This is a genomic window from Cryobacterium sp. Y62 (genome assembly GCF_002929785.1).
Lineage (GTDB): Bacteria > Actinomycetota > Actinomycetes > Actinomycetales > Microbacteriaceae > Cryobacterium.
Genome location: NZ_PJJK01000030.1, coordinates 1 through 2916 on the forward strand (window position 1 = coordinate 1; position 2916 = coordinate 2916).

3 protein-coding genes and 1 pseudogene are annotated in these 2916 nt (G+C 59.5%); 3 read left to right on the forward strand and 1 reads right to left on the reverse strand.

Features of this window, described 5'->3' with window-relative positions; genetic code table 11:
- Positions 1-79: 79 nt before the first annotated feature.
- Positions 80-465 (forward strand): annotated as a pseudogene (locus CXY71_RS00285) (IS30 family transposase); the annotation flags it as partial.
- Between the two features lie 144 nt (positions 466-609).
- Here CXY71_RS00285 and CXY71_RS00290 read toward each other — a convergent pair.
- Positions 610-1026, reverse strand: a complete 417-nt coding sequence (locus CXY71_RS00290; protein WP_104133751.1) for a hypothetical protein — start codon at positions 1024-1026, stop codon at positions 610-612.
- 352 nt (positions 1027-1378) lie between these two features.
- On the opposite strand from CXY71_RS00290, the gene CXY71_RS00295 reads away from it, so the two are divergent.
- Both CXY71_RS00295 and CXY71_RS00300 read left to right on the forward strand, forming a co-directional pair.
- Positions 1379-1771 carry a hypothetical protein gene (locus CXY71_RS00295; protein WP_104133752.1) on the forward strand — a complete coding sequence of 131 codons (393 nt, stop codon included), beginning with the start codon at positions 1379-1381 and terminating at the stop codon, positions 1769-1771.
- Between the two features lie 250 nt (positions 1772-2021).
- A complete protein-coding gene (locus CXY71_RS00300; RefSeq protein WP_146072688.1) occupies positions 2022-2738 on the forward strand; it encodes a hypothetical protein in 717 nt (238 codons plus the stop codon).
- Positions 2739-2916: the final 178 nt, after the last annotated feature.

Consider the following 2916-nt stretch of genomic DNA (forward strand, 5'->3'; position numbering starts at 1 on the left):
CGATCTCAGCCATACCCGCCACCCGAGGGTGATCGACACACTACGACAGTCCCGAAATCACCCACCACAACAACGTAAGGAAGGGGATCTGATCTTGGGGTCACACTGCCGGTCGGCGATCGCTACGTTGGTGGAGCGTCGGACACGGTTCACGATGCTGGTCCACCTCCCCGGTGACCCGGCGCGATCACGGTTCGCGAGGGGCTGATGGCCGCAATTAAAAGTCTCCCCGAGCACTTGGTTAAGACTCTGACGTGGGATCAGGGAACCGAGCTGGCCCAGCACCGGCAGATCACGCTGGCCACCACAATAGCGATCTACTTCTGTGATCCACATTCACCGTGGCAGCNCGCTACCGAACTCAACAATCGACCCCGCAAAACGCTCGGCGGCATCACACCCGCTCAAGCCATGCAACGACTATTGTCAGAGCCAGAAAAGCCCATCGTTGCGACGACCGGTTGAATCCGCCGTTCGCCTTGCGGACTGCCCTCCAGGATCATCGGGTGACGGCGCTCACCGGCCGTGAACCGGACTAGGCCCACTGATCCTGCGACCGCACGAAGGCCCCATCCATCCCGGCCGAGCCATTGAATCTAACGCGAGCATTCAAAGAGCGGCGTGCTGCGTCCGTTCAAGTTCAGACGGAGAGTCATGGATCGCCTGAGGCCTGGCTGTGACTGCTCGCCGCCTACTTGCTCGAAAAGCGACGAGACACAGCAGCGCTGCGCCGTGGGCCATGGGCCCCCACCAATAGATGTTCATGATGAATCCGGACCCGAACTGCATTCCGATGCCGACAACCGCCAGCGTTACAGCCAGGGCCACGCTGACGCCCACTAATATCGCCCATGCGGTCCGACTGCCGCGCCACACGCCGAACAAGATCACCGCATGGGGGATCAACCAGAGGACAGACCATAGGGCATCCTCGCCGCCAAAGTATCCAACGACTGTCAGCAGAACCGCAATCGCAAACCATGTTGTTGCGCCTACGTGCGTGATGCTTTCCCACAGGCCCATCATGCAACCACCCTATCGCCGGACGTCCGCAAAGGGTTCGGCATGCGGGTATTCGCTTGTTGCTTTCATTTAGATAGCCTGAAGGCATGTCATCGGCTCAGATCAGCTTATCGCGACGCAGGATGTGGATTTTCGGGATCGTTTACAGTGTGGTGATTCTCGGGGTCGGTCTGTGGGTGGGCCTGGGTACTGGCAACTGGCTTGTGCTCCTCTGCGCCGGAGGTTTGGTCGTTGTGCCTGTCGGTCGGGTGGCTCTTCGATCGCGTAAATCCCGCTAACCCTTCCTCTTGCGGATGCATGACAAAGCGAAGGCGGGCAGAAATTGCAATAGAGTCAGCGCAGGATGAAGAGCAGGATGGCACTGACGCGGTCTATCGGTATTTCTCTGATCGTGGTCGGTGTTATCGCTGCACTTTGCGTAGTCGCGTTGGCTTGGCTATCCGCCACGTACGGCGGACTCGACTACAAGTGCCTCGTTGAAGGACCATGGCGGGTGTCCGCCCCTTTCGCGGTCGCGTCGGAAGCCGTGCGGGTGCATGGATCTTTCTCCTGGTGGACGTTGGGGCGAGCCTGTAACTGGCAGCGTGCAGACGGGCAAGGTTTTGTGATGGCCGGCCCTGTCTGGACCACCACGATCACATTCCTCGTCTGTGCCGCCGTTGCATCCGTGGGCGGACTCCTCATCGCCATCGGAAATGCGCGCACGCGCTCCTTGGCCGCAGTGGGACGCCAAGGCATTCGCGGCTAAGCGTCCCGCGAGAAGTTGCTTCTGCGGGCCTCTCTGTTCGTTCGGACCGCAGCCACAGGTCATGGCGCAAGTCGAAGAGCCTGCATCAGGGCCGCGGCTCACGCATAGACCTCGCACACACGACCGCAACTGCCGAATTGTCCAACGAGCTCGGGCAGTGCAAAACTCAACGTGAACCGGTGGGTCGCCCACGCGCAGCCCGACGACGTCATCTCAACGCGGAGTAGACGATAAACACCAAGGAGATTCTATGAAACGTGTGACGTTCGCATTAGCCGCAGCGACCGCATCGGCTGTTATCTTGTCAGGCTGTCAAGCAGAGCAACCCGTTGTACCTGATTCATCAGCGACTGTTTCGTCGACCCCCACCCAAACGGATGAACCCACTGCGCAGGAATATGCGCAGGCGTGGGCGGACGAGACATTCGGGACGTTTACGGCTTTCACCGATACCGGTAGTGGAGCTGATGATATTATCTTTCCCGACGACGCTAAAGCTGGCTTCTACACGATCACGTGGGCACCCGGCCACTGGGTTAATGAGGACTCCTATGCGCAGGTTTATGGGGAGGACGGCACCTTCCACGAAGCCGGAACGACGGATTACATGGGTGATTCTGCCAGCGTGGCCTACGGTTTGGACCCCACCGCTGGCCCGGCCGGCTGGATAGGTATTGAGGCCGGCGCGGGTGAATGGTCCATTACCGTGTCACCAATTTCGGCGCTTCCCCCATTGCCGCAGACCGGCGGCTACGACGCCTATTTGTATGCGGGCGCTGAGCAACCAGTCGTTTTCTCGTCCACAAACTCGGGACGGGTCAACGTTCGACAGTTCAATGGCATCGATCCGACCGACAGCATCCTCCCTCAGCAAGACTTCACGGCTGTCGGTACTCTCCTCGCTGGACCCAGCGTCGTCAACGTCCAACTGGACAGCGTGAGCCCCTGGGCGCGATCCACAAACTAGCCAGGGCGACACGAACTGATCAGCAGCCGGTTCGGTCTACGGGCCAGTTTGGTGAACCGCATCGCTGTCTCTGGCACAGTGAGAGCGAGTAAGAGAACTGAACCGTCCCGGGTTTCATACCGCCGTTTTGTTGGCGGCTTCGATATTTATCGGGCCGTTTGTTTCAGCGTAGTAGTTG